Source organism: Streptomyces alanosinicus (assembly GCF_014650595.1).
Taxonomy (GTDB): Bacteria; Actinomycetota; Actinomycetes; order Streptomycetales; family Streptomycetaceae; genus Streptomyces; species Streptomyces alanosinicus.
This window is the reverse complement of sequence record NZ_BMVG01000020.1, coordinates 13,098-37,039: the sequence shown is the minus strand read 5'-3', so window position 1 is coordinate 37,039 and position 23,942 is coordinate 13,098. Positions and strand designations below refer to the sequence as shown.

The window sequence follows — 23,942 nt, the reverse complement described above, 5'->3', positions numbered from 1 at the left end:
GTACGCGATGCCCTGACTCTTGGTCAGCCCCGGCCGACGTGTGGCCGGAAGTCCGTGATAGAACCCCTGAGTTGGGTGGTGGCACAGGTGCGCGGCCAGGCAGAGGGCGACGGCGCGGAGCGGAGGTTTGCGTATATGACCGGCGCTGAGCGTTCGGCTCCCGCGGAACCAGGTGGGCATGTCGTCGGGCGGAGACGCTTCCTCGGTTATGTGCTGGCGGCGCCGACCCTCGTGGCCGCCGCCGAGCTCGGTACGGCACCGCCGGCCGAAGCCGGTATTCCGTCACCGGAGCCCACAGAACTGCTCGATCTCAACGACGTGATGACCGCGGCGGCGCTGCCGACCTCGGGCCTGATCACGGTCGAGGTCCACACGGACGGCACCGTGTCGTTCGCGCTGCCGCGAGCCGAGGTCGGTCAGGGGATCACCACCTCGACGGCCATGCTGATCGCCGAGGAACTGGACGTACCGCTGGAGCGGATACGCGTGTCGCTGGCCGACGCCCGGCCGGAGCTGCTGTTCAACCAGCTCACCGGCGCGTCGAACACGACCGTCTCCACCTACCACCCGATCCGGGTCGCCGCCGCGGTCGCCCGGGGGCGGCTGCTGCGGGCCGCCGCGATCGAACTCGGCGCGGCGGTCACCGATCTCACGCTGCAGGCCGGTGTCGTCACCGATCTCGTGGGCCGGAGCATCGGAATCGGCGCACTCGCCGAGAAGGCCGCGAGTATGACGACACAACAGGTCTCGGTGGATCTCAAGCCGCGCGAGAAGTTCACTGTCATCGGCACACCGCGCGGCCGGGTCGACGCGCTGGCAGCGGTCACCGGGCGCAAGAAGTTCGCGATGGACCTCGACGTACCGGATGCCAGGCCGACGATGGTGTGCCGGCCGCCCACGATCAACGGCACGGTCGGATCGGTGGCCAATGCGGACGAGGTCCGCGCCTTGCCGGGCGTCACCGACGTCGCGGTGATCTCCACCGGGGTCGCGGTACGGGCGGAGACCTTCGGCCAGTGCATCGACGCCGTGCGTGCCCTGCGCATCGACTGGCGGCCCGGTACCGTCGAAGGCGAGTCGGACGAGTCCGTGCTGGCGGACCTGGCGGCGGCCGAGCCGCCCCTGGGGCTTCCGCCGCTCACGCCGTACGTGGAAGAGAAGTTCACGTTCCATTTCCGTGGCAACAGCGCGCTGGAGCCCAACAGCGCGGTGGCCGACGTGCGTTCGGACCGCGCGGAGATCTGGGCGTCGCTCAAGTCGCCGATCGTCGCGAAGGAGGCCATCGCCGCCTCGCTGAGGCTTCCTCCGCAGTCGGTCACCGTCCACGTCACCGAAGGCGGCGGATCCTTCGGCCGCAAGCTCTTCTTCGACGCCGCGCTGGAGGCGGCGGAGGCGTCCCAGAAGATGGGCAAGCCGGTCAAGCTCATGTGGCACCGTGCCGACGACTGCCGTCAGGGGCGAGCCCACCCCATGGCCACCTCACGCGTACGCATCGACTACCTCGGCAGCACCGTACTCGGCTACAAACAGCGGCACACCAGCGTCGCCACCGACCTCGGCCACGGGCTCGGCGAGGTCTTCACCGCGCTGGCGGCGAAACTGCCGGTCGGCGACATCGGGTTCTCCGAGACGTTCTTCCAGCTCTCCCAGTCGACGCCCTACGAGTTCGGTCTGAGCACCCGGCTCCTGAACGAGACCGACAAGGGCTTCAACACGGGCAGCATGCGCAACGTCTACTCCCCCGACGTCACCTGCGCCCGGGAGCTCATGGTCGACCGGCTCGCGGCCAGGATGGGCAGGGATCCCTACCGGTTCCGGCACGACTTCCTGCATGACGACCGCTCCCGTGCGGTGCTGGACAAGGTCGCCGATGCCGGTGGCTGGGGCCGGGCGATGCCGGCCGGCACCGCGCAGGGCATCGCCTTCCACTCCGAGTACCACTCCGTCAGCGCGGCGCTGGTGGAGATCGACTGCCGGCCCGAGACCGTGAACCGTCCCATCCGCGACGGCGTGGCCGGGCCCCGCGTCACCAAGGCCGTCTTCGCCGTGGACGTCGGACTCGCCGTCAACCCCCGTGGCCTGGAAGCACAGATGATGGGCTGCGTCATGGACGGCATCGCCCAGACCCTGACCTCCAGCCTGCACCTGCGCGAGGGCTACTTCCTGGAGGCCAGCTGGGACAACTACTTCTACACCCGGCAGTGGAACTCCCCGCCCGAGCTGCGGATCATCGTCATGCCGACCACCACCGGGGAGCCCGGTGGCGCCGGTGAACTGGGCGTCGCCGCGTCGATGGCCGCGGTCGCCTGTGCCTACGGCCGTGCCACCGGCACGATGCCCACCAGCTTCCCGATCAACCACGGCACGCTCTCCTTCACACCCAAACCGACCGTCCCGCCCGTCCCGCAGTCGCCGACCGACGGCCTGGACCACGCCTACTGACGTACGCCTGACGCAAGGAACTCCCGTGCCTGAACACACATTCCGCCTCAACGGCGAGCAGGTCACCGTCGACGTCGCCGATGACGTACGGCTGTTGTGGGTCCTGCGTGACGTGCTGGGCGTCACCGGCCCCAAGTACGGCTGCGGCATCAACGTCTGCAAGGCGTGTACCAGTCACCTCAACGGCAAGGCGGTCAACCCCTGTGCCATCCCCGTCAAGAACCTGAAGCCGAGCGACGAGGTCACCACGATCGAGGGCCTGCCGGCCACGGTGGGCGCGGACCTGCACCCCATGCAGCAGGCCTGGCTCGACCAGGACGTGGCCCAGTGCGGCTACTGCCAGCCGGGCCAGATCATGGCAGCCGTCGCCCTGGTCCGTAAGGTCGCGGAAGAGAGCCGCGAGATCACGGACGCCGACCTCGACACGATCCGCAACGTCTGCCGCTGCGGCACGTACTTCCGCATCCGGCAGGCCATCAAGGCCGGCGCCGAGAAGATGTGAGGGCAGGCACCCACCCCTCCCCCGGCAGCCGGGCGTCGCCCTCACAGAGAGGCGCTCTCGAACCGGATCTCCGTCTCCGGTGTGAGGGAGAGGTCGTGGCCCGTCACCGGTCGTGGGGTGGAGATGAGGATGTTGTAGTGGTTGGGGAAGTGGCAGGCGTCGAAGCCGAGCACGGTGCCGAAGGGCCGGCCCCCGGCGAGTACCGTGTCGCCGCGGTCGAGCACGCCGGCGCAGGCGAGTTCGACGAAGCCGAGAAAGCCCACCCGGTCGACGCGGGCCCCGGCCGCCGTGTCCGTGTGGTCGGTGGTGACCAGTTCATGGACCTCACCACGGCGGACACACCGGCTGGCGAAGGGCTCCAGGGACATGCCACGCGTGTCGAGGCGATGGGTGAGGATCTTGACCAGTCGGCCGTGGATGACGCGTTTGGCGCCGTCTTCCTCGGGGTTCATGCGGGCGTCTCCTCTCGATCGTGCTGCGCCGTCCTGTAGCAGGTGGCGACCAGTTCGGCGACGGTCAGACCGTCCGGTGCGGGTTCCGCGAGCGTGCCCGTCGTCGTCAGCTGCACGAAGTCGCGGAGCACGCCGACGTACTCGTGCCACAGCGAGCCCTTGAACTCCGGGTGTCCGGCGAGCATGTCGGCCGAGTCGGTCCGGCCGTCGGCCAGCCGGACCTCGATCGTCTTGCACTCGCCTGGGTACGCCCAGTCGAGTTCGACCCGAGCCTGGGCGCCGGCCGTGGGTGCCGCCAGCCGGATCCGCGCGGCGCGGTCGACGCCTCGCGCGTCCCGCCGGAGTTCGACGTCGTGCACGCGCAGGTCCTCGCCGAGGAAGAGCCGCAGGAGGTCGAAGGCGTTCGGCCCGTTGTCGGCGAGGCAGCCGCCGCCGCAGCGGGCGGGGTCCAGGTACCAGCGGTCGCGTCCGGTGTGCTCCTCGATCATCTCCTTGTACCGGACGGTCAGCGACGTGACCGGTACGTCCTTCGGCAGCCGGTCCAGCAGGGCGCGGACCGGGGCGTTGTAGCGCCGGTGGAAGGAGGTGAACAGGGGCACGCCGCGCTCGTGTGCGTACCGGGTCAGCCGCAGGGCGTCCTGCGGGCACGTCGCCAGCGGCTTCTCCACGCACACCGCGCGTCCCGCCGCGAGGGCGTCGTGGCAGACCGGGAAGTGCGCGTCGTTGGGGACGTTGACGATGACGGCGTCCACGTCGGCCGTTGCCAGGAGTCGACGGTGGTCGCCGTAGCGCTCGATGCGCGACGGCAGTCCCGCGAACGTACTGGCGTCGCGGTCGCAGACGGCCACGAGTTCCGCGTCCGGGGACCGGTCGAGCGCGGCGAGGTAGAAGCGGGAGATCACGCCGAGGCCGACGATGCCGACACGCAGGGGTGGTCGCAGCTGTGTCATGCCGGGCCTCCGTGCGGGTCGGCGTCGGGGAAGGGGACGTTCGTCTCGCGTGCCACGTCGAGCAGTTCACGCCGGAGGGGCGCCGTGAGCGGAACACCGTGCGCGAGGCGTTCCCGGGAGCGTCGGTGCTCCCGCCAGCCGGGGTAGGTCACCGGTTCGCCGGCCCGCAGCGGCGGGCAGTCGAGGAGAGCGCCGAACATTGCGGTGGCCGCCTCGAGGAAGTCGGACCTGGAGCGCAGTCGGCCGGGGGCGACGGCCAGCGCCAGGTGACCGACGTCGTCGTCGGGCTGTGGCGAGGTGTCGTGGCCGGGGCCGAGTCCCGCGCCGGGGAGCAGGGCCGACAGCACTTCGACGAGCAGACCCAGTCCGTAGCCCTTGTAGCCGCCGGTCGCCGGGTCGCCGCCCAGCCAGCGCAGACCGGCCTCGCCGCGGTCGTACGCTCCGGGGTCGGTGACCGGGTACCCGTCGCCGTCCTCCAGCCAGCCCTCGGGGATGCGATCGCCGGCGCGAGCGGCCGCCCGGATCCGGCCGGTGGGTACGACGGTCGTGCTCATGTCCAGGGTGAACGGCGGGTGCTCGCCGGCCGGCGCCGCCAGGGCGAGTGGGTTGGTGCCCAGCATCGGGGCGGCCGTGCCGGGGGGCGGGGCGAGGCGCTGGCGTCCGCAGTTGGCCGTGACCAGGCCGATCATGCCGTGCTCGACGGCGCGCAGGGCGTGGTATCCGGCGCAGCCGAAGTGGGTGCCGCCGCGTACGGAGACCAGGCCGATGCCGTGGGTACGTGCGCGGTCGACCGCCAGGTCCATCGCTTCGGTCGCCGTCCACAGACCCAGCCCGCTCCGCGCGTCGACCAGTACGGCGGCGCCGCTGTCGGCGAGCGTCTCGGGCTCGGCGACGGGATCGCAGCGGCCGCTGTCCAGAAGGGGGAGATAGAGACGGGCGAGGTTGGTGGCGCCGTGCGTGGTGAAGCCGGTGAGGTCGCCGTGGCACAGCGCACGGGCGGCCTCCCGGGCCCGGTGCGCGGGCAGGCCCCGGGCGCGGAAGACACCGGCGACGAAGTCCAGCAGACCGCTGTAGGGGACACGGACGTCACCTTCGCGCGGGGACGGGGACGGTGACGGGAACCGGAACGAGGAGGCGAAGCGGGGCGGTGTCATGGCGTCGCGCCTTTCCATGCGTGGGTGGGACGGGGATCTGGTCGTCCCCGCGGATCGGACGCGACACGCGTGAACGCGACCAGGACATCGGCCACTTCGCCGGCGTATCGGTCCAGCTCGGCGAGGGTGGCGTATTCGCCGTCGGCGTGTGCGCGGTTGGTGTCCAGGCTGCCGGGTCCGAGGACGGCGGTGTAGGTGCCGGGCACATCGCTCATCCACAGGGCGTCGCAGGTGAAGGCGGGTTCGTGGGCGGGCCACCGGGCGAGCCCGCAGTGCTGTTCCAGCAGTTGTCCGGCCCACGTGGCGTCCCCGGCCGGTCCGTTCAGGGCGGGCAGTCCGCGTTTGAGCCAGTGCAGGGAGGTGACGGCGTCCGCGTCGTGCGCGGTCCTGGCCAAGGACGGGTGTCCTTGTGCGCTCCTTCGGAAGGCGGCCAGCCCTTCGCGCAGCGTCTCCCGCAACGCCGCCTCGGCCGCTCGGCCGGAATCCCGGTCGGTGTAGGCGATGTTGAGCAGGAGGCGCCCGCTTCCGTAGACCTTGTTGTGCCGGTCCCCGGTGTGCAGGCCGGCCACGCACACGCGTGCGCCGTGGGCCCGCGCGGGCAGGTACGTCGCCAGGTGGTGGCTGAGGAAGCCCAGCAGGACGGTGGCGTTGTGGCCGGCTTCGGGGTGGTCGTCGACCGCGTCGTCGCCCCGCACCCGCACGCAGGCGGTCATGGCGGCCGTGGCGCGTGGCAGGTACCGGTGTCCGGTCGGCTCGCAGAAGAGGTTGAGCCGACCGGTCAGGCCCTGCTCGACGAGGTAGCGCGTGCCGAAGGTGCCCATCGCGCCGCCCTCTTCGCCGGCCACCGCCTGGACGAGCACACCGGTGCGGGAGCCCAGCGCCGGTTCGGCCGCCCGCGCCGCGCGGATGCCGGCCAGCACGGCGACCGCCGGGCCCTTGGCGTCGATGGCGCCCCGGCCGCTGAAGCGCACGCCGTCGAAGGAGGGGGTCCACCAGCCACCGACGGTGTCGAGGTGGACGTTGAGCATCACGGTGTCGCTCCGGGGCAGTCCCGGCGGTCCGAGGCGCAGCACGAGGCTGGGCTGGCAGGCCAGGAAGGCGGGATCGGCGGCGGCCTCCTGGACGAGTGCGGGGACGTCGTCCCGGTGCAGCTCGGGGGCCGGTGGCGCGGCGTGCCGCACGACCGTCATGCCGGACTCCGTCGCCGCGGCCGCGTACAGTCGGCCGGCCTCCCACAGCCGTACGGCCCGCGTGTCGCCGCCGGTCTCCAGCGGTCCGGCGGTGGGGGTGTTCAGAAGCCGCAGCAGCAGGGCGCGGTCGGCGGCGGTGAGCCGGGCTCCGGCGTGACGGGCGTCCTCAGCCACGTCCCCCTCCCTGCCGGGAGGCCACGACGTGGGGCAGGACGTCCTGCGCCACGAGGCGTTCCAGCGCGCGTCCGTAGGCGACGAAGGCCGCGGTGCCGCTGTCCTCTCGGGTGTCGGTGCCGTCGTGGGGGCGCAGGTGGGTGTGCGGTTCGATCGACCAGGTTCCGGTCCAGCCACGCCGCAGCAGCGCGGTCAGGCAGGCGCGGACCTGGGAGCGGCCCTGGCCGGGGAGGGTGTACGCCGCCTCACCGGTCGGTGTGGGAACGGCGTCCTTGACGTGCACGTGGTCGACGTGGTCGATGACCGCGTCGAGCAGGGCCGCGGAGTCGTAGCCGTACGGCACGCCGTTGCCGATGTCGAAGAGCAGCCGCAGCGCCGGACTGCCGACGCGGTCCAGCAGTTCCAGCATCCGCTCGGCGCTCGTGCCGGCCCAGCCGGCGCAGTTCTCGTGCAGCAGGACCAGGCCGGCGTCCTCGGCGCGCTGGGCCAGCACGGCCATGCGACGGTGGACGCGCCGGGCCCACTCCGGCTCGCTCAGCCCGTCGTTGGGGTATGACATCACGCGCACGTAGCGGGTGCCGAGGACGGCGCAGCGGTGGGCCAGGATCCGGAGTTCGTCGACGTCGTCCTCCAAGGGGCCGGTGACGGGCCGGCTCCAGTTGGCGATGCGTGAGTCGACGCAGACGACGTCTGTGCCGCCGGCGGCGAGCTGATCGGTGAGCGCGCCGAACGCGCGGTGGTCCAGGTCGGCGAGGGCGCAGCCGTCCACGCTGCGCAACTCGATGGCGTGCCAGCCGAGTTCGCGTACGGCGGCGAGCTGGTCGGCGAGGCCGGGTGCGGCCTCGTCCCCGATGCCGGCGTAGCGGATGCCGGGGGGCGGGGCGCTGGTCGGGCGGGGGTCAGCCGGCATGACGAGCCGCCCCCCGTCGGCGGGAGACGGGCGAGGGGGCGCCCTCGGGTGGGTCCTCGATGGCGAGGCGCTTGGCGTCGTCGAGGAGTTCGACGGTGCGCGCGTGCAGCCGGAGTCCCTCGGTGGCCTCGGCCGCCGCGCCGGGCGCGCCGCCGGCGAAGCGGCGGTAGGCATGGGTCAGGCAGCGGTGCAGCGCGTCGTCGTGGAGCCGTTCCCGTACTCTGCGGCCGCCGCGCCACAGGTCGAGCTGGGCGACGTCGTCGTCCTGGGCGACGGGATAGTGGCCGACGAGGCGTGCGCCGGTCGTGGTCTCGATGGTGATCCGGCGTCTGCGCACCGGTGAGGTGAGGTCGCAGCGGATCCGGCTGCGCACTCCGTCGCGGTGGCGGAGGGTGAGTGTGGCGCCGCCCATGTGCCGTACGATCTCGTCGCCCCACCGCAGGTCGGTGCAGGACGCCGTACGGACCTCGGCGTCCCCGAGGAGCCGGAGCAGGACGCCCAGCGCGTGCGGGACCTCCACCTCGAAGGCGTTGGTGTGGCTGCCGCTGGTCAGCGAACGGCGGAAGCGGGGCTTGTCCTGGGTGACGGTGATCGAGCGGATGTCCCCGACCTCGCCGATGAGGGCGGCGAGCCGTTCGGTGAGCGCGCTGTGCAGCCAGGGGGAGACGACGTGGACGTGCAGGCCGTGCCGGTCCACGGCATCGAGGACGTGGCTCAGCGCCGTGCGGTCCGCTGCGAGGGGTTTCTCCACGATGAACCGCCGGTAGCCGAGGCTCGCGGCCTCCTCCAGCAGGGCTCCGCGCACCTGCGGCGGGGTGCACAGATGGACGACGGTGCCGGCGGGGTCGAGGTGCCGGCGGGCGTGGTGCAGGGAGTCGGCGATCACGAGTCCGTCCGTGGCCGTCGACGGCCGGGACCCCGGGTCGAGGCCCACCACCGGGCGGTCGGCGAAGAGTTCCGGGTGCGCGGCTCGCGCGCGGGTGAGCACCGGCAGGTGAAGTCCCGCCCCGGCGCGTCCGAGTCCGATGAGCAACGTGCGGAGCACGGTGCGTGCCACCCCCTTCTCGTCGGCCTGCCGTACAGGCCGAAAAACATGCGGGCAACGTTATCGACACCTGAGCGTCGCCCACTTTCAATGGCATTTCTCCACTTCGGAGAAATATCGATTCCCACTGACATCTATCGAACGCGATTGACACAGGTCGAGCATATTGACGGCGATATCTCGCCACCCGGACCGCTTTCATCAGTTTGGGTGACATACCTCCCTACCTGGCACTTCCTTGCGATGCCCGGCCTAAAGTTGCCGCGGAAACGGGGGATTGAATTGACCCACGGGAAGGGAAGAAGTGGAAACTGTCGCCGTCATCGGGTTGGGGTACACGGGACTTCCACTGGCACGCGAGGCATGTGCGACGGGAATGCGCGTCATCGGCCTCGACGAGAATTCCGCGGTGACAGCGGCATTGGAATCCGGCCGTTCTCATGTGCCGGATGTGACGGACGCCGACCTGGCCCGGATGCGGGCCCGCGGATTCCACGCCACGACGGACGCGAGCTCACTGGCCGAAGCCGCCGTCACGGTCGTGTGCGTGCCGACGCCCCTCGACACCGCCGGCGAGCCGGATCTGTCGCACGTACGCAGGGCCGCCTCCGCCGTCGGCACCCATCTGAAACCGGACACGCTCGTGGTGCTGGAGTCCACCTCCTATCCGGGCACGACGGACGAGGTCGTGCGCCCCCTGCTGGAGGGAGCGTCCGGCCTCACCGCCGGCCGTGACTTCTCGCTGGCCTTCTCCCCGGAGCGCATCGACCCGGGCAACGAACGCTTCGGTATCCGCAACACCCCGCGCATCGTCGGTGGCTGCACCCACGGCTGCACGGCCGCCGCGGCCGGCTTCTTCCGGCGCCTGTGCGACCAGGTCGTGGAGGCCGGGTCGGCGCGCGAGGCGGAACTGGCGAAGCTGCTGGAGAACGTCTACCGAAGCGTGAACATCGCCCTCGTCAACGAACTGGCCGTCGCCGGGCGCGCCCTCGGCGTGGACGTCTGGGACGCCATCGACTGCGCCGGCAGCAAGCCCTTCGGCTACCAGCAGTTCCGTCCCGGCCCCGGCGTGGGCGGCCACTGCATCCCCGTCGACCCCACCTACCTCGCCCACTGGGCCCGCGCCGCCGGCAGCCCATTGCACCTGGTCGAACTGGCGCAGCAGGTCAACGCCGGGATGCCCGCACACGTCGTACGCAGGGCCGGTGAGTTGTTGCGGGGCGCGGGCAAGAGTGTCGGCGGTGCCCGGCTGCTGCTGGTCGGGGTGACGTACAAGCGGGACAGCCGCGACCTGCGTTCCACCCCGGCCGCCACGCTCGCGCGCCTGCTGCGCCAGGCCGGTGCGCACATCAGCTACCACGATCCGCTGACCGATGCCTGGGCGGTCGACGGTACGCCGGTGCCGTGTGCCGGCGGGCTGCGGGAGGCGGCGGCCGACGCCGACCTGACCATCCTGCTCCAGGACCACAGCGTGCTGCCCGTCGAGCGGCTGCCGCAGTGGGCTCCGCTGCTGCTCGACACCCGTGGCCGGCTGCGCCACACCGCCGCCCACGTGCTGTGAACGGCCCCGCGGCCAGGGGCGGCGCCTCACGTCGATCGCCGCCCCTCCGCGAAGGCGCACACCGTGTCGGCGATGTGCTCGGTCTCCGCGTCCGTCAGGTGCGGATTGACGGGGATGGCCAGCTGCCGCCGGCTCGCCGCCACGGCGTGCGGCCACCGACGGCCGCGGGGCGCGAAGCGGGCGAAGGCCGGCTGGTGGGGCAGCGGCAGCGGGTAGTAGACGTGGCTGGCCACACCGTGCGCCGCCAGGTGCTCCTTGAGCGCGTCGCGCTCGTCGGCGAGCAGCGAGTAGACGTAGAAGCAGCGGCCGTTGCGCCCCGGGGGCGGGGGCACCACACCCCGCTCCAGTAGCGGAGTGAACCGCTCGGTGTAGTAGTCGGCGATACGGGCCCGGCGTTCGAGTCGCTCGGGGAAACCCGGCAGCCGGTGCAGCAGGAAGGCCGCCTGCACTTCGTCGAACCTGCTGTTGCAGCCCACCCGCTGGTGACGGAAGCGCTGCCCCTCCTGCCCGTGATTGCGCAACGACCGTACGAGGCAGGCCAGTTCAGGATCCTCGGTGACCACCGCGCCGCCTTCCCCGGCGGTGCCGAAGGTCTTGACCTGGACGAAGGAGAAGACGCCCGCCTCGCCCCAGGTGCCGGCGGGCCGCCCGTCGAGCATCCCGCCCTGCGCGACCGCGGAGTCCTCCACCAGCCGTACGCCGTGTCGCCGCGCGATGTCCCGCATCCGCGGCATGTCGGCCATCACCGAGAACATGTGCGCGGGCATCACCGCCTTCGTACGGCCGGTGATCGCGCTCTCCACCTCCGCCGGGTCGACGACCATCGTCACGGGGTCGATGTCCGCGAGGACGGGTACGGCTCCGAGGTTGGCCACGGTGTTGCCGAGCGGGGCGCAGCCGTAGGCGGGGACCACGACCTCGTCACCGGGGCCCACGCCCATCGCGGTCAGGACCAGGGTGAGGGCGGAGGTGCCGCTGGAGCAGGCGACGACATCGGCCGCACCCAGCGTCGCGCGCAGCGCCTCCTCGAAGGCCGCGGTGCGCTCGCCGAGGATGAACTTCTGCTCCGCGGCCGTGCCGATCCCCCGTACGAGGTCGAGCAGCACCTCACGGTCCGCCTCGAACAGATCGGGCGCGAAGAACGGGATGGTCTCCTGCCGGGTCATCCGGCCCTCCCCATGGAGAAGCGGCGGATCAGGTCGCAGACCGTGTCGATGTCGGCCGTCGTCATGTCCGGGTGGAGAGGCAGCGCGACCGTACGCTCGCACGCCGCCTCGGCGTTGGGGAACTGCCCCTGCTTGAAGCCGAGTTCACTGAAGCACGGCTGGAGGTGGAGCGGTACGGGGTAGTACGTCTCGGTGCCCACGCCGTGGGCGGCGAGATGGGCGACGAGCCGGTCCCGTCGCTCGGCCTCCACCAGGTAGACGTAGAACACCGCGTCGGTCGGGACGTCGCGCTCCGCGACGGTCGGCAGGCGCACCAGGCCGGGGACGTCACGGAGTCGTTCGGTGTAGGCGGCGGCGAGTTCGGCCCGGCGGCGCACGGCGTGTGCCAGCCGGGGCAGTTTCGCGAGGAGGACGGCGGCCTGGATGTCGTCCATCTTGCTGTTGACGCCGTTGAGTTCGGTGGCGTTCGAGATGCCGGGAAAGTGCGCGAGGGTGCGTCCGGTGCGGCCGTGGTGGCGCAGCGCCGCCGCCGTGGCGGCGATCCGCGGATCGTCGGTGAGGATCGCGCCGGCGTCACCGATGGCTCCGAGCGTCTTGGTGGGAAAGAAGGACAGTACGCCGCCCGCGCCCAGGAGGCCCGCGTGGACGCCGTCCCAGCGCATGCCGATCGCCTCGGCGCTGTCCTCCACGAGCGTCAGTCCGTGCCGGCCGGCCACCCGGGCCAGCGCGCCCATGTCGGCCATCTGGCAGAACAGGTGCACGGGCATGAGCATCGTGGTGCGCTCGGTGACGGCGTCCGCCGCGGCCTCCGGGTCGAGGGCGTACGTCACCGGATCGATATCGGCGAAGACCGGGCGGCCCCCGGCCAGCACGACGGACGAGGCCGTGGCGATGAAGCTGAACGCGGGGACGACGACCTCGTCACCCGGCTGGAGCCCGCAGGCCCGCAGCAGCAGCACGAGGGCGTCGGTGCCGCTGTTGACACCCACGCAGTGCCGGGCGCCGGTCCACTCGGCCAGTGCCGTCTCCAGCCTGCCGACCTGCTGCCCGTGCGAGTACTTGCCGTCGTCGATCACCTCGCTGACGCGCGTACGGATGTCGGGCCAGGCTTCCTCGAACGAGGCGGCCTGGCTGAAGAACGGCACCGGGCGGGACGAAGCCCTCTGTGGCGCCGGACCGGCGGGACGGCCGGCTGTCGCGTGGTCCATGGGTCCTCGGGGATCGACGGCAGGTACGGGAAGAAGGGGCCCTCGCCCGGCGATGCGGCGGTGCGGCGGTGCGGCGGTGCGGCGAGTGACGCATCGCCGGGAGAGGGACCAGCGCCGCGCTAGGGGCGCGACGTCACAGCAGGGCGACGTCCAGCTCGCCCGCGTGGTACTTGTGCACGGCCTGCACCAACTCGTCCACGCTCAGCTGCTGGTCACCGTTGGCGTCGATCGCGTCGAACGCCGCGTCGGCGGTGGACGGGTCGGCGCCGACGGCGTTGATCCAGGAACGGAACTCCGTGCGGCTGACCTGCCCGTTGCCGTCCGTGTCACACAGGTTGAGGATGGAGCGGATGGTGGGCTCCACCACCTCGTCGAAGCCCGCCCGGCCCCGGGCCAGCACCTGGTTCAAGGCCAGCTCCTTGAACTGCTCCTCGGTGAGCGAGCCGTCCGTGCCCACCTTCGCCTGCTCCGCGAGGAAGTCCCACATGCCGAGGTAGGCGTCGAGGAGGGCCTCGCCCTTCGGCTCCGCGGGTGTGACGTCGAACGACGCGAGAATGCGGTAGGCCTCCTTCTCCCAGTCGCCGCGGTCGATCTGCCCGTTGCCGTCACGGTCCCACAGCTCGAATCGCCGCTGGAGCCGCTGTTCCTGGACACTGGAGGTCATCTTTGGTCCTCTTTCTTCTCTGGTGGTCGTGCGTGGAGTGAGGGGGGCCGGCCGGTCCGTCCCCGTCGCCCCGGCCGTCGTCGCGAGCACGGCCAGCGCCAGCACGATCGGCAGGGCGAGGGAGAGCACCTGCGCGGGCACCTCTCCGTCGGCCGAGACATCGAAATGGGCGCTGTGAAAGACGAGATGGGGGACGGAGAAGACGAGCAGCCCGACAACGGCCGCCCGCACCAGCCGCGGTCGGGTGTCACAGGCGGCCCAGGCGAGTACCGCCGCCAGAGCGAGCACGGCGGCACCGAAATCGCGCATCAGATGCTCGTTGTAGGGCGGGAACAGGGCAGCCCACGGGTGGCCGGGAAGCGGGAACGAGCCGTAGAAGCGGCGCGGCAAGAACAGCGCCCAGGCGCCCGGCAGACCTTCGCCGAGCGCCAGGACCGCCAGACAGCCGCGTGCCCACAGCAGACGGGCACCGCTCAGGCGCACCGCTGGATCCGGACAGGTCCGGCTCAAGCGGTCACCGGACCCGGTCAAACCCCGAGGAGGGGGGCGTTCGTCTCGCCTGCGTGATAGCGGCCGACCGCTGCCACCAGTTCATCGATGGTCAACTGGCCGTTGCCGTCGGTGTCGATGGCCTGGAAGGCCGCCTTGGCGTCGATGCCGGGGCTGATGGCATTGATCCACTTGTCGAACTCGTCCGGGTTGACCTCGCCGTCCCCGTCGGTGTCGCACAGGGCGACCATGGCCTGGATGCTGGGGCGCAGCACCGAGGCGAAGCCGGCCTGTCCGTGCTGGAGGATCTCCTGTTCGGCGATGGCCCTGAACTGCTCCTTCGTCAGGGACGCCCCAGCACCGTGGCCGCCCTTGCGGACGAGGTGGTCGAACATCATCGGGTAGGCGTTCAGCAGTTGCTGTGCCTTGAGCGAGCCCTCGGGTTCGCCGAAGGCCTGCACGATGCGCAGCGCCTCCTCATGCAGATCCGAGCGGTCGATACGTCCGTCGCCGTTCGTGTCGTACAGCTTGAAGCGCTGGTCGAGGCGTTCCTGCTGGGCATCGGTGAGAGCCATCTCACTCCTTTTTGTCTGCGCGGCGGGGGAAAATCAGAACCGGCTGAAAAGCGGTGCTGAAATTATCCGTCGCCGCCTGCCGAATCCTACGGACGCACCATTACCCGGGCATTCTCGCGCTGAACTCGGCGGACGACAGTTAACCCGTACGAGTGAATAGGAAAGGCAGCGGTTTGCACAGACGTACGCCGGGGGCACACACGTCCGGCAGGGCGTCTCTGCTCTTCAAGTGGCCTTACTCGTAGGATTGTTCAACTCCCAAACCGGTCGACCGTCTTTCCGTGGGGGCGATTCCGCAGGGCCGCCATCACCCGTTCGGGCGAACCAATCCGAGCGCTGGTTCCCGGCCGCCTCACCCGGGCCATAAAGTTCCCTGTCGGCATTCCGGCCGGAATTCGACGTGCGCTCATCACCCCCGTGACGAAGCGCACCCCGAGTTAATTCTGTGGCCTGTGATCCGCACATTACTCATTCCCTTTGGCCAATGATTCCGGCGGATTTCCTGCACACCCCCCACGAAAAGGAGCGGACTCGATGACGAGCAGCGCCGAGGCCCGGAGCTTCGCGGCCGGCACCATAGCGGCGGAGAGCAAGCTCCGCAGTTACGCCCGGCTGGGCAAACTCGACGTCTACGACTACTACCCGGCCATCGCCGTGGCGCTGTCCGCGGTGCTGCCACAGGACGGCCGGCCGCTCTCGGCCGTGCTCCTGACCTCGGCCCTGTTCCTGTTCGGCTCCGTCTTCGTGATCATGTCGATGGTCGCCCTCGACGACGTCACCGGCTACCGCGACGGCAGCGACACGGCCAACTACGGCCCGGACGACCCGCTGCGCAACAAGCGCCGCAAGCCACTGGTCGCCGGGGCGTTGACGGTGCCCGAGGCACTCCGCTTCGCCTGGGTCACCGCGGCGGTGGGCGCCGTGCTGTGGGCCGCCGCCGTCCAGACGGCCCCGTACCGGCCCACCTGGACGGTGGTGCTGATCGCCGTCCTGTTCGTGGTGTCGCTGCAGTACTCGTACGGCGTGAAGCTCAGCTACCACGGCTTCCAGGAGGCCTTCCTCTGCGGGCTGGGCGCGGCGATGGTGCTGGCGGCCTACGGGCTGACGGCCGGTCACTTCTCCGGGCTACTGCTCGTCGAGGGTGTGCTGTTCGGCTTCGGTCCGTTGATGTTCGGGGTCTACTCCAACACCAACGACATCCCCGGGGACCGCGCCGTCGGGCGCCCCACCGTGGCCGCCCGCGTCTCGGCCAAGGGCAACGCCGTCTTCATCGGGGCGCTGTCCGCCGCCGAGTTCCTGCTCGGCGCGGCGGCCTCGGCCACCGGTGTCGCCCCCTGGTGGTTCGTGCTGCTGATGCTGCCCGTGACCGCCCTGCGGCTGCGCCAGTACCTCGTCGGATTCCGCACGGGCGACATCATGCGCGCGCGCAGGATCGGCTTCCGGGTGCACCGTGTCGGCTTCGTCCTGCTGATCGCCGCCAACCTGATCGCCGGCACGGGGGCCGCCGCATGAGCCCTGAACTGGACGTGGCCGTCATCGGCGCGGGCGTCGCCGGTCTGACCACCGCGCACGAGCTGCGGCGGGCCGGCCTGGAGGTGCGGGTCTTCGAGGAACAGCCGTACGTCGGCGGCCGGATGCACTCCTTCCGGCACGACGGCTACGTGCTCGACGAGGGCGCGGAGCAGATCTCCGAGCGCGGCTACCGCGCCACCTGGGAGTTGCTGACACGGCTCAGCGTGCCGGACCATCACGTGCCCCGCATCGGCAAGGCCATCGGCGTCTGGCGCGCCGGCCGCGCCCACGCCGGCGTGGCCGACCCGGTCGCGCTGCTCTCCGGCGCGGCACTGTCCCCACGGGCCCGTCTCGACCTCGTGCGCTTCCTCGCCTGGACGGCCCTGCACCACCGCGGGTTCGACGGAGACCACCCCGAGCGCACGCCCGCCGGCCCCGCCACCGTCGCGCGGTTCGCGCGTCGCTACCACCGGGACGTCCACGACTACCTGCTCCAGCCCGTCGCCGGCTGCTTCTTCGGCTGGGACACGGCGCGTTCCGCCGCGGCTCCGCTGATCAGCCTGATGAACGACGTGGGGCCGGTCTCCGGCTGGCGGACCTACCACGACGGCATGGACCTGCTCGCCCGGCGACTGGCCGACGGCCTCGACGTCGCTCTCGGCACCCCGGTGCACGAGGTCGTCGAGGACGGCGACGGCGTACGGCTGCACGGGCCCGGCGGCACGGTCACGGCGCGTGCGGCGGTCCTTTGTGTGCCGGCGCCCATCGCGGCGCGGCTGCACGGCAAGGCACCCGAGGACGAACAGGCCTTTCTCACCGCCTGCACGTTCACCCCGACTCTCAAGGTCAGCTGCCTGCTGGACCGACCGCTCGCGCCGGTGTCACACAAACCCCTGTACGCGCTGCTCACACCGGACGCCGTGGACGATGTGCTCTCCGGCATCATCGTCGACCACGCCAAGCACCCCGGCCGTGCGCCCGCCGGCAAGGGCCTGCTGACGCTCATGGCCGATCCGCGCCGCATCCCCGAACTGCGCGGCACGCCGGACGCGGAAACCGCCGACCGGCTCGTACGGGCGGCCACCCGCTACATCCCCGGCCTGGACACCGCCCGCCGCCGCCACTTCGTGCACGCCTTCCGTCATGGTCTGCCCGAAGTCACCCCCGAGGCACTGCACCACCGGCCCCGCTTCATGGCCCGCCCGCCACGCCCGGTCGAGTACGCGGGCGACTGGGTGATGCTGCGCCCGGCCAGTGAGGCCGCCGTCCGCTCCGGAGCCCTCGCCGCCTCCCGTGTCCTCAGCCGGCTGCGCCCCTCCCCCGCCAGCCGCACACCCCGCCCCGCCGTCGCGGCACCGAGGAGTGACGCCTGTGAAACCGCATGACATGGGCCTCCTGTTCGACGAATGTGCCGAGCACGGAGCCGCGACGGCCGTCCATCTCGACCGGCCCTTCGACATCGCACCGGACGGCGGAACCCACTGGACCGTGCCCCAACTCGCCACGCTGGTACGGGACACGGCCGGCCGGCTCGCCGCCGCCGGTGTCAAACCCGGCGACCGGGTGGCGATCGTCAAGGAGAACCACTGGGACTACGACCTGCTGGCCTGCGCCGCCGTACGCCTCGGCGCCGTGCCCGCGCAGCTGTCCGCGCGCCTGTCCGGTGAGGCGCTGGCCACGCTGCTCGCCCGGCTGTCCCCGGCCCTCCTCGTCACGTCGGCGGCGGTGCTGGAGCGCGCCCGGCACGAGGGCGCCGACCCGGCCGCGGCGGCGCGCGCCACGCTCGTCCTGGACGCGGACGTGCCGGGCACGCTCGGCCCCGACGACGTCCGCGGGCACACCGCGCCCGCCCCCGTCCGCCGATCGGACGACCAGCCCCTGGTCATCAACCACACCTCCGGCACCACCGGCGTACCCAAGCTGGTGACGCACTCGACGCGCACCATCATCGGCAAGCTGGCGCGCTTCGAGAGCGTCCGCTATCCGTGGATCGGGGTGCGGCGCCGCGACACACTGCTCAACGCGAACTCCTTCGCCCACGGCCGGACGTTCTGCTGGACCGCGAGCGTGTTGTGCCTGGCCCCCGCGCACATCGTCGTCGTCACCACCCAGGACCCCTTCGCCGCCGACCCGTTGCTGCGCGCACACCCGCCGACGCTCGTCGAGGCCCTGCCCGCCTCCTACGTCCGCTTCCGGCCGCTGACCGAGAGGCTGGACAACCCGTTCCGGAACGTCCGCCTCTTCGTCAGCACCTACGACGCCATGCATCCGCCCACCATCCGGGCGTATCTCGCCGCGAGCCGGCACCGCGGCCCGGTGTGGATGCAGGGGTGGGGGCAGACCGAGACCGGGCCGCTGACCTTCCGTTTCCACCGGCGAGGCACCGATGACGGCCTGCGCGGGCCGGGCACCCGCAACCTCGGCCGCCCGATCCCGGTGAAGACGCGGCTGCGCGTGGTCGATCCCGAGACGCTGCGGCCGGTACCCCGCGGGCGTCCCGGGCTGGTCCTGGCCCGTACCCGGGCCCGCGCCCTGGACTACCTCGGCGAGGAGGCCCGGTGGGCCGCCAAGCAGATCGGCACCTGGTGGAACACCGGCGACATCGGCGTACGCAAACGCGACGGAAGCGTCGAGCTGCTCGACCGCGAGGTCGACCACAGCCCGCAGCTGAGCTGCCTGACGGCCGAGGACCTGCTGGAGCAGCGGCTCCCCCAGGCCCTGGAGTGCGTCGTCCTCACCGGCACCGGCGGTGCGCCGCTGCCCGTCGTGGTCACGGCGGACGGCCGGATCGACGAGGCCGACTGGCGGTCGGCGGTGCGCGGCCTGCCGCCGATGGCCGACCCCGTCGCCCTCCTGTGGGAGGACGTGCCGCGCACCGACACCGGGAAGGTGCGCCGTACGGCGCTTCTGCGGCAGCTCACCGGAGACACCGGAACCGCGGGTTCGGGTCGCTGGACCTGATCCGGGAAGGAGAAGGAGACCGCATGTCCCCACGCCTGGTCGAGGACCCCGGCTATGTCTTCGACAACGACAGCGCGCACAGCCGTGAACACCACCGCTGCCTCCGGGAGGCCTACGACGCGGCCACGTTCGCCCGCCTCGCGGAGACCGGCGTCACCAGCGGCTGGCGCTGTCTGGACATCGGCTCGGGCAGTGGCAGCGTCGCCCACTGGCTCGCCGAACGCGTCGCACCGGACGGCGAGGTCATCGCCACCGACGTCAAACCGCACCACATCGCCGGACGGCCCGGACTGGTCACCGTCCAGCACGATGTGGTCGACGACCCGCTTCCCACGGCCGCGTTCGACCTCGTCGTCGTGCGTCTCCTGCTCCAGCACCTGCCCGAACGCCTCGCCGTCCTGGACAAGCTGGTGCGGGCGCTCAAACCGGGCGGCTGGCTGCAGATCGAGGAGCTCGACACCGCCTACGAGCCACCGCTGCTCGCCCCTGACGAGGAGTCGGCCCGGCTGTACGAGACGTTCCTCGCCGCCAAGTGCGCCGTCATGCGCGCCGCCGGCGGAGACCCCGAGTGGGGGCGGCGCGCTCCGGCCGCCATGCGGGCCGCGGGACTCGTCGACGTCGATCCCAGGCCCCGTATCGAACTGCGCACCGCCGACTCGCCCGGTCTGTGGCTCCAGCTCCACCACACGCGCCACCTGCGGGAGAAGCTGCTGGCCGCCGGCATGACGGAGGCACAACTCGACCGTGTCCGCGCGGTGATGACCGACCCCTCCTTCCGCGCCGCCTCCAGTGTCATGTACTCGGTGCAGGGCCGCCGCCCACCGGCGGACCGAGTCCCCGCCGACGGCGCGCGGCCCGGGGAGGTGACCCGATGACGATCACAGCACCGCTGCCCGCGGTCACCGGCCCCCTCGTCGCCACCCAGGTGGCCACGCGCCTGCTCGGCCTGGTCGCCGACCCCGAGGCGCACACCGTCGCGTGCGACATCGACTGGGCCGGCCCCCTGCCGCTCGCGCTGTCCGAGGAACGGGCCGTACAGGCCGCCTGCGGCATCATGTACGTACACGGCCGGGCCGTCGGCCGTCCCGCACCGCTCGCCGTCGACTTCGCCTCCGCCGTCGCCGGTGTCCTCGCCGCGCAGGGGGTGAGCGCGGCCCTGATCGCACGCGCCCGGGGCGGCCAGGTGAGCGGTGTGCGCACCTCCGTGAGCCAGGCCGCGCTGCTCGCGCTCACCCAGTACCTCGCCGCCGCCACCGCGCCGGAGGAGGACCCGGATCCGGGCATGGAAGCCTCCCTCGGCGACTGCGCGTTCGTCTCCGCCGACGGCGTACGCGTCGAACTGGAGACCCTCGACGCCGAGCAGTGGCTCGGCTTCTGGCAGATCCTCGGCGCGCCTCGCGACGCCGTCCGGCGCGGATGGCGGCCGTTCCAGGCGCGGTTCGGTACGGCCGTGTGCCCGCTGCCGGCCGCTCTGGCCGAGTCCGTCCGCGGCGTTCCGTTCAGCGTGCTGGGCGCGGCGGCGGAGTCCGCCGGGGTGAGCCTGTTGCCGGTACGGCAGGAGCCCTCGCGACCTGCCGAGGTACGGCCGTGGACACTCACGGCACTGCCGGAGGCCGCGGCCGGCCTCCCCGGTGTCGGTGCCCCGAGCACCGCGCTGCCGCTGGCCGGGCTGCGGGTCGTGGAGTCGACGAGGCGTGTCCAGGGCCCCCTCGCCGGGCACGTACTGCGGCTGCTCGGCGCGGACGTCGTACGCATCGAGCCGCCCGGCGGTGAACCGATGCGCGGCATCCCACCGCTGGCGCAGGGGTGTTCGGCGCGGTTCAGTGCCCTGAACGCCGGCAAGGCCGTCATCGAGGCCGACATCACCACGGCACCGGGCCGGCGGGCCGTGCGCGAAGCGGTCCGCGAAGCCGATGTGTTCCTGCACAACTGGGCGCCGGGCAAGGCGGCCCGACTGGGCCTGGACGCCGAGGACCTGAGCCGGGCGCGGCCGGGGCTGGTGTACGGCTGGGCGTCCGGCTGGGGCGAGGCGCTCGGCCCGCGGCCGCCCTTGGGCACCGACTATCTGGTCCAGGCCCACAGCGGTCTGGCCGCCGCGATCCGGCCCGCGGACGAGCCTCCCGCCCCCTCCCTGATGACGCTCACCGACGTCCTCGGTGGGCTGGTCAGCGCGCAGGCCGTGCTCGCGGCGCTGCTGGCCCGGCTGCGCACCGGGCAGGGCCGGCGGGCGGACTCCTCCCTGCACTCCGCTGCCGCGACCGTCCCGCGTGACCCGCGGCGCGCCCGGTGGGGTGTGCTCGACAGGCCGCTGCCCACGCTCGACGGACACATCTGGCTGGGCCCCGAGGCCCGCGCGCATCCGGAGCGGATCACCCGTGCGCTGGGAGCCGGATCCACGGCGCACCCGGACGCGCTCACCGCGTCGGCACGCACCCGCCCCACCGCCGACCTGCTCCCCCTGCTGACGGCGACCGGAACGACGGTGACACCCGTGTGCACCGACCTCGCCGACCTCGCCCACGACCCGCGCTTCGCCGGCGCGATCGGTGCGGGCGCGTACGCCTGTCCGCTCACCCCCTGGGAGTTCACATGACCCGCGTGTGGACCTCGTCCGCCGGTGTCGAGATCCGGGACCTGGTGCCCGTCGCGCTCCGCCGCTCCTGGGTCGCGCGGGGACACTGCCCCGACCGCGACCTCTACACGCTCTTCTCCGAGCAGGTGCGGGCCCACCCCGCCCGTACGGCCGTCATCGACTCGGCGGGCGCCGTCGACTACGCCCGGCTCGACGCCGACGTACGGCACATCGCCGCCCGGCTGGCCGAGAGCGGCCTGGGCGCGCGGGACATCATCGCCGTCCGGCTGCCCAACGGGCGGCGGGCGGTGACGGCGGAACTGGCCGTGGCGGCGCTCGGCGCCGTCGCCCTGCCCTATCCACCCGGGCACGGCAGCCGTGGCCCGGCAAGCCTCCTCGGCCGTTCCCGGGCCCGCGCGGTCATCGTCGAGCAGGCGTCGGACGCGTTGCCGGACACCTGCCTTCCGCACCTCGACGCGGTGTTCGGCTGGGGCGAGCCGACGCACCCGGCGGGACACTCCCTCGCCGCCCCCGCGCGGCGGCCCTTCGCACCGCGGCCGGCCGACCCGGAGGCACCGGCGCGCATCCTGGTGTCCTCCGGCTCGGAGGCCGAGCCCAAGATGGTCGCCTATTCCCACAACGCGATGGCCGGCGGCCGCGCCAACTACGTGCGCGCCCTGGCCGACGGCGACCCGGGCGGGATGCGCAGCCTCGTCCTCGTTCCGCTCGCCTCCTCCTTCGGCTCTCTGGGCACCTGTGTGACGGTCGCCGCCCTGGGCGGCACCCTGCTTCTCCAGGACACGTTCGACCCGTACGACGCCCTGCGGATGATCAGCCTGCACCGGCCGACACACGTCTTCGGGGTACCCACGATGCTGCGGCGACTCGCCGAACTGCCCCCTGTCCCGGACGAGGACCTGAGCGGACTGCGCGCCGTGGTCTCCAGCGGAGCGGCACTGCCCGACGCCACGGCCGCGGCCTGCGAACGGCGCTTCGGGCGCCGGGTCATCACCGTCTACGGCTCCTCCGACGGCGTCAACTGCCATACGGCCGCCACCGGGCGGTCCCCGCAGACGGGCACCGGTCTGCCCGACCCCGCCGTCGTGGACATCCGCATCAGCGACCGTACCGGCGAGATCCGCGCGCGCGGCCCGATGACACCCCTGTGTTACGTGGCGGCGCCCGACCTCGACGCGCGGTACCGCACCCCGGACGGCTGGGTCCGCACCGGTGACCGCGGCCGCCTGGATCCGCAGGGCCGGCTCCATGTGCTCGGACGCCTCAAGCAGATCGTCGTGCGCGGCGGTTACAACATCAGCCCCGCCGAGGTGGAGCAGGCGCTCACGGACCATCCGTCGGTGGCCGAGGTCGTCTGCGTCGGCGTACCGGACGACGACCTGGGTGAACGGCTGTGCGCCTGCGTGCGCGAGGTGCCGGACGCCCTGCCCGTCACCCTGGAGGAACTCACCGGCTTCCTGGAGGCCGAGTGCGGGCTGGAACGCCGCAAACTGCCCGAACTGCTGCTGCGGGTACCCGAGATGCCGCTGGGCCCCACCGGAAAGATCTGCCGCTCCACCCTCACCCGGCTCGCCCACGACCACGGGGCAGCCGGTGGACAGCCGGGGCACCGCCGGTGACGGTGGTAGGGCGTACGGGGCGGCCGAGGCGGACGGGGACGCCTGGTGAGTACAGGACACTGACCGGCGCGGTGCTCGGCGCGGGCAGGCCGGCCGCGGTGAGCAGGTTCTCCTCGCAGGTGATGAGCTCGGCACGGTACAGGGGCCAGCGAGGGTGGTGGTTGGGCAGGTACGCCGTCCCGCCGACGAAGGCGTTGTGCATGCCCCAGCGGGCCGTGAGAAAGTGCTCCAACTCGTTTGGTTCGTCGATGCGTTCTCCTGTGCGCACGCTGATGCGGCTGTACGCGCCGCGTCCGCCGGGCCAGCGGCGCGAGCTGGCATAGGCCACGGTGTCACCGGCGACGCGCACAGCCATACGGGACCACAGGTAGGGAAGGCGGAAGCCGGCCCGTCCCATCACCACAGGGATCAGACGTGAGGCGTCCATCGACCGGAAGACGACACCACGGCGGCCCTGCGCGTCCACCGAGTAGAGGCGGACGTTGGTCTCCGGGAACGAACCGAGGTAGGGCACCCCGGGCAGCCGGAACCATCCGACCTTGTGCATGCGGAAGGCCACGAGTCCGACGTACGTACGTCCCTCATGGACATCGGGGACTGTTCCGGACGGCAACAGCGGTGCCACCGTGGCCGGTTCGACGGCCCAGTGGATGAAGGTCAGATCCAGCCACTGCTGGGTCAGCAGCGGGACACGTATGCCGGCCGGAGCGTCCGGGGACACAGCCGTGTCGGGCGAGCGGGGAGCGTCAGGGGCCGGCTTCTGCATCACCTGAGCATG

General features: G+C 72.0%; 20 protein-coding genes. 9 read left to right on the top strand and 11 right to left on the bottom strand.

The window, feature by feature from the left end; translation table 11 throughout:
• Positions 1–135 precede the first annotated feature (135 nt).
• Both IE277_RS30555 and IE277_RS30550 read left to right on the top strand, forming a co-directional pair.
• A complete protein-coding gene (locus tag IE277_RS30555) occupies positions 136–2,442 on the top strand; it encodes a molybdopterin cofactor-binding domain-containing protein (protein WP_189956944.1) in 2,307 nt (768 codons plus the stop codon).
• 25 nt (positions 2,443–2,467) lie between these two features.
• A complete protein-coding gene (locus IE277_RS30550) occupies positions 2,468–2,944 on the top strand; it encodes a (2Fe-2S)-binding protein (protein WP_189956943.1) in 477 nt (158 codons plus the stop codon).
• Positions 2,945–2,985: 41 nt separating this feature from the next.
• Here the strand turns inward: IE277_RS30550 and IE277_RS30545 are convergent, their stop codons facing one another.
• From IE277_RS30545 to IE277_RS30520, 6 genes are read right to left on the bottom strand one after another with little or no spacing between them, the layout of a single operon-like run.
• A complete protein-coding gene (locus tag IE277_RS30545; protein ID WP_189956942.1) occupies positions 2,986–3,396 on the bottom strand; it encodes a DUF6917 domain-containing protein in 411 nt (136 codons plus the stop codon).
• A complete protein-coding gene (locus IE277_RS30540; RefSeq protein ID WP_189956941.1) occupies positions 3,393–4,346 on the bottom strand; it encodes a Gfo/Idh/MocA family protein in 954 nt (317 codons plus the stop codon). The genes IE277_RS30545 and IE277_RS30540 overlap by 4 nt, the downstream gene beginning before the upstream one ends.
• Entirely contained in the window at positions 4,343–5,500 is a 1,158-nt protein-coding gene (locus IE277_RS30535; protein ID WP_229882077.1) for an Ldh family oxidoreductase, read from the bottom strand. The genes IE277_RS30540 and IE277_RS30535 overlap by 4 nt, the downstream gene beginning before the upstream one ends.
• Positions 5,497–6,864, bottom strand: coding sequence for a M20/M25/M40 family metallo-hydrolase (locus IE277_RS30530; RefSeq protein ID WP_189956939.1), 1,368 nt, complete (start codon positions 6,862–6,864; stop codon positions 5,497–5,499). Before IE277_RS30530 ends, IE277_RS30535 begins: the two co-directional genes overlap by 4 nt.
• Positions 6,857–7,774 (bottom strand): sugar phosphate isomerase/epimerase family protein, encoded by a 918-nt coding sequence (locus IE277_RS30525; protein ID WP_189956938.1) that lies wholly within the window; start codon positions 7,772–7,774, stop codon positions 6,857–6,859. Before IE277_RS30525 ends, IE277_RS30530 begins: the two co-directional genes overlap by 8 nt.
• Positions 7,764–8,831, bottom strand: coding sequence for a Gfo/Idh/MocA family oxidoreductase (locus IE277_RS30520; RefSeq protein ID WP_229882076.1), 1,068 nt, complete (start codon positions 8,829–8,831; stop codon positions 7,764–7,766). The genes IE277_RS30525 and IE277_RS30520 overlap by 11 nt, the downstream gene beginning before the upstream one ends.
• Positions 8,832–9,141: 310 nt before the next feature.
• Between IE277_RS30520 and IE277_RS30515 the strand changes: the two genes are divergently transcribed.
• Complete coding sequence (locus IE277_RS30515; protein ID WP_229882096.1) at positions 9,142–10,380, top strand: nucleotide sugar dehydrogenase; 1,239 nt, start codon at positions 9,142–9,144, stop codon at positions 10,378–10,380.
• A gap of 26 nt (positions 10,381–10,406) precedes the next feature.
• Here the strand turns inward: IE277_RS30515 and IE277_RS30510 are convergent, their stop codons facing one another.
• The 4 genes from IE277_RS30510 to IE277_RS30495 form a co-directional block, all read right to left on the bottom strand.
• The gene (locus IE277_RS30510) at positions 10,407–11,546 is read right to left on the bottom strand and encodes a DegT/DnrJ/EryC1/StrS family aminotransferase (protein ID WP_189956936.1); all 1,140 of its coding nucleotides are present in this window, start codon (positions 11,544–11,546) and stop codon (positions 10,407–10,409) included.
• Positions 11,543–12,754, bottom strand: a complete 1,212-nt coding sequence (locus IE277_RS30505; RefSeq protein ID WP_229882075.1) for a DegT/DnrJ/EryC1/StrS family aminotransferase — start codon at positions 12,752–12,754, stop codon at positions 11,543–11,545. The genes IE277_RS30510 and IE277_RS30505 overlap by 4 nt, the downstream gene beginning before the upstream one ends.
• Before the next feature lie 133 nt (positions 12,755–12,887).
• On the bottom strand, positions 12,888–13,901 hold the full coding sequence (locus IE277_RS47755) for an EF-hand domain-containing protein (protein ID WP_229882074.1): 1,014 nt from the start codon (positions 13,899–13,901) through the stop codon (positions 12,888–12,890).
• Between the two features lie 44 nt (positions 13,902–13,945).
• Positions 13,946–14,482: an EF-hand domain-containing protein gene (locus IE277_RS30495; protein WP_189956935.1), complete on the bottom strand. Its 537-nt coding sequence runs from the start codon at positions 14,480–14,482 to the stop codon at positions 13,946–13,948.
• 534 nt (positions 14,483–15,016) lie between these two features.
• Between IE277_RS30495 and IE277_RS30490 the strand changes: the two genes are divergently transcribed.
• Genes IE277_RS30490 through IE277_RS30465 form a run of 6 tightly spaced genes read left to right on the top strand, consistent with a single transcriptional unit; the run spans position 15,017 to position 23,164 of the window.
• On the top strand, positions 15,017–15,994 hold the full coding sequence (locus IE277_RS30490) for a UbiA family prenyltransferase (RefSeq protein ID WP_189956934.1): 978 nt from the start codon (positions 15,017–15,019) through the stop codon (positions 15,992–15,994).
• The gene (locus IE277_RS30485; protein WP_189956933.1) at positions 15,991–17,379 is read left to right on the top strand and encodes a protoporphyrinogen/coproporphyrinogen oxidase; all 1,389 of its coding nucleotides are present in this window, start codon (positions 15,991–15,993) and stop codon (positions 17,377–17,379) included. The genes IE277_RS30490 and IE277_RS30485 overlap by 4 nt, the downstream gene beginning before the upstream one ends.
• A 1-nt stretch (position 17,380) precedes the next feature.
• Positions 17,381–18,955 carry a class I adenylate-forming enzyme family protein gene (locus IE277_RS30480; RefSeq protein ID WP_189957014.1) on the top strand — a complete coding sequence of 525 codons (1,575 nt, stop codon included), beginning with the start codon at positions 17,381–17,383 and terminating at the stop codon, positions 18,953–18,955.
• Between the two features lie 23 nt (positions 18,956–18,978).
• Positions 18,979–19,830: a class I SAM-dependent methyltransferase gene (locus IE277_RS30475; RefSeq protein ID WP_189956932.1), complete on the top strand. Its 852-nt coding sequence runs from the start codon at positions 18,979–18,981 to the stop codon at positions 19,828–19,830.
• Entirely contained in the window at positions 19,827–21,548 is a 1,722-nt protein-coding gene (locus tag IE277_RS30470; protein ID WP_189956931.1) for a CoA transferase, read from the top strand. The genes IE277_RS30475 and IE277_RS30470 overlap by 4 nt, the downstream gene beginning before the upstream one ends.
• Positions 21,545–23,164, top strand: coding sequence for a class I adenylate-forming enzyme family protein (locus IE277_RS30465; protein WP_189956930.1), 1,620 nt, complete (start codon positions 21,545–21,547; stop codon positions 23,162–23,164). Before IE277_RS30470 ends, IE277_RS30465 begins: the two co-directional genes overlap by 4 nt.
• On the opposite strand, the gene IE277_RS30460 is transcribed toward IE277_RS30465, so the two are convergent.
• Complete coding sequence (locus tag IE277_RS30460; protein WP_189956929.1) at positions 23,106–23,930, bottom strand: YqjF family protein; 825 nt, start codon at positions 23,928–23,930, stop codon at positions 23,106–23,108. The two genes, IE277_RS30465 and IE277_RS30460, sit on opposite strands and share 59 nt — an antisense overlap.
• Between the last annotated feature and the right edge of the window lie 12 nt (positions 23,931–23,942).

Excerpts from the sequence above, each read along its gene's own strand:
- IE277_RS30545 (WP_189956942.1), bottom strand. The coding sequence starts at position 3,396 with ATGAACCCCGAGGAAGACGGCGCCAAACGCGTCATCCACGGCCGACTG.
- IE277_RS30555 (WP_189956944.1), top strand. The coding sequence starts at position 136 with ATGACCGGCGCTGAGCGTTCGGCTCCCGCGGAACCAGGTGGGCATGTC.
- IE277_RS30525 (WP_189956938.1), bottom strand. The coding sequence starts at position 7,774 with ATGCCGGCTGACCCCCGCCCGACCAGCGCCCCGCCCCCCGGCATCCGC.
- IE277_RS30540 (WP_189956941.1), bottom strand. The coding sequence starts at position 4,346 with ATGACACAGCTGCGACCACCCCTGCGTGTCGGCATCGTCGGCCTCGGC.
- IE277_RS30495 (WP_189956935.1), bottom strand. The coding sequence starts at position 14,482 with ATGGCTCTCACCGATGCCCAGCAGGAACGCCTCGACCAGCGCTTCAAG.
- IE277_RS30480 (WP_189957014.1), top strand. The coding sequence starts at position 17,381 with ATGGGCCTCCTGTTCGACGAATGTGCCGAGCACGGAGCCGCGACGGCC.
- IE277_RS30505 (WP_229882075.1), bottom strand. The coding sequence starts at position 12,754 with ATGGACCACGCGACAGCCGGCCGTCCCGCCGGTCCGGCGCCACAGAGG.
- IE277_RS30510 (WP_189956936.1), bottom strand. The coding sequence starts at position 11,546 with ATGACCCGGCAGGAGACCATCCCGTTCTTCGCGCCCGATCTGTTCGAG.
- IE277_RS30470 (WP_189956931.1), top strand. The coding sequence starts at position 19,827 with ATGACGATCACAGCACCGCTGCCCGCGGTCACCGGCCCCCTCGTCGCC.
- IE277_RS30485 (WP_189956933.1), top strand. The coding sequence starts at position 15,991 with ATGAGCCCTGAACTGGACGTGGCCGTCATCGGCGCGGGCGTCGCCGGT.
- IE277_RS30475 (WP_189956932.1), top strand. The coding sequence starts at position 18,979 with ATGTCCCCACGCCTGGTCGAGGACCCCGGCTATGTCTTCGACAACGAC.
- IE277_RS30535 (WP_229882077.1), bottom strand. The coding sequence starts at position 5,500 with ATGACACCGCCCCGCTTCGCCTCCTCGTTCCGGTTCCCGTCACCGTCC.
- IE277_RS30465 (WP_189956930.1), top strand. The coding sequence starts at position 21,545 with ATGACCCGCGTGTGGACCTCGTCCGCCGGTGTCGAGATCCGGGACCTG.
- IE277_RS30490 (WP_189956934.1), top strand. The coding sequence starts at position 15,017 with ATGACGAGCAGCGCCGAGGCCCGGAGCTTCGCGGCCGGCACCATAGCG.
- IE277_RS30460 (WP_189956929.1), bottom strand. The coding sequence starts at position 23,930 with ATGCAGAAGCCGGCCCCTGACGCTCCCCGCTCGCCCGACACGGCTGTG.